Raw genomic sequence first — 1379 nt, 5'->3', positions numbered from 1 at the left:
GAGAACCCAGCTCCAATCCAAGAAACAGGACTGGCACTTGAGATCGGCGGTCAAGTAGCTGGCACCCCCGTCACTTTCAGCGGTAGCGGTTTGGAGCCTGGCTCATATTGGGAAGTTGTGGTCCGTTCCACACCTATCGTGATTGCCTCTGGGTACGTTCGACAAGATGGCACATACTCGGCAGTTGCCTACATGCCTGAAGGCTTGGAAGCCGGTGTCCACCGCATTATTTGGGAAGGCACCGATGTTGATGGCAGCCCCATTGTGAGCACCGTCTACCTCGCACTTGGTCAAGACGGAGAGTTGCTATATAAATCAGAACCAGCTCTGGGAGATGATGCCTCCGCTATTGGCGCAGCACTGCAAGCAGCAGAAGCAGCTGTGGCAATCGAGACGCTTGCTATGACAGGCCTGAACCAAGAGAGGACTTCTTACTTCTTTGGAATCGCCGGACTACTTGTGGCCCTCGGTGGAGCGCTTATTGCAACCACTCGGGCACGCAGGAAAGCAAAATAATTTGCTCTTTCCAACCCAGCCACGCATCTATGACGGATCTCGATTTGTGCGGTGGATCACACTTGTGCTCTTGGCTATTGTCGTATTTCGCAGCGTGATTCATCTGGTTGCGCCTGCGACTGCAGCTGAACTTATTGCCGGCGTGGATATCTACGCGGGTGACGGGAACAACGTGGTGGCGATGTTTTCGCAGTGGGGTGCGGTTCAACTCATTCTTGTGATGGTGCTACTACTTCTCTTCTTCATCTATCCGGGGCTGACTCCACTCGTGCTTCTCTTTTTAGCGATGGATGCCCCTCTGCGGTTCATTGCTGGACAGATTGCCCCTTTGGTAACTGTTCGAGAACCACCTGGTCAGGTTTTGAACTGGCCATATTTCTTTTTTGTATTGGTGGTCTTAGCGCTCTCGCTGAGGAAGCATAGACCTGCTGCACTTCCTGCGGAATGAATTCATTGAGCAGAAATGCGGAGGTGTCTTCAACTGCGCATCTGTTCGAAGTAATCTCTGAGTAGTCAGCAGATTATTGCTGGGGGAGTCTCGATAAGGTCTTTTCAGAAAGTAACCTGTGAGCATGTTTGCAATTCGAAACTCGCTGAAGCTGGGCTCTATGGTTTTTGGACTGAGTGCACTTGTGCTCATCCCCGCCCCGCTGGGATGGTTCACTTACCTCTATGCCGCGGTTGGCTTCGGTATCAATTACGCCCTGTGTTTATTCCACCGCAAAGCCTAGGCACTGTGAGCTAGAGCAACTGCGTTACAAATGGAATGGAATGGAATGGAATGACATGAATGCACTGAATCCTGGAACGCTCACACTTGCGTTGGATGCAGGGCAGACCGGCGTCCGAACGTTACTGATCAG

At 51.9% G+C, this 1379-nt stretch carries 3 protein-coding genes; all 3 read left to right on the top strand.

Annotated features, from left to right (window positions below):
- Positions 1–516: hypothetical protein (locus Q0362_RS03425; protein WP_298119789.1), on the top strand; the 516-nt coding region annotated here is incomplete at its 5' end.
- Between the two features lies 1 nt (position 517).
- Positions 518–964 (top strand): hypothetical protein, encoded by a 447-nt coding sequence (locus tag Q0362_RS03420; protein WP_298119787.1) that lies wholly within the window; start codon positions 518–520, stop codon positions 962–964.
- A 124-nt stretch (positions 965–1088) separates the two neighbouring features.
- Complete coding sequence (locus Q0362_RS03415; protein WP_298119784.1) at positions 1089–1247, top strand: hypothetical protein; 159 nt, start codon at positions 1089–1091, stop codon at positions 1245–1247.
- Positions 1248–1379: the final 132 nt, after the last annotated feature.

Source organism: uncultured Aurantimicrobium sp. (genome assembly GCF_936931525.1).
In the GTDB taxonomy this organism is placed as follows: domain Bacteria; phylum Actinomycetota; class Actinomycetes; order Actinomycetales; family Microbacteriaceae; genus Aurantimicrobium.
Note: the sequence above shows the minus strand (reverse complement) of the source record. Positions and strands in the feature narration are given on the sequence as shown.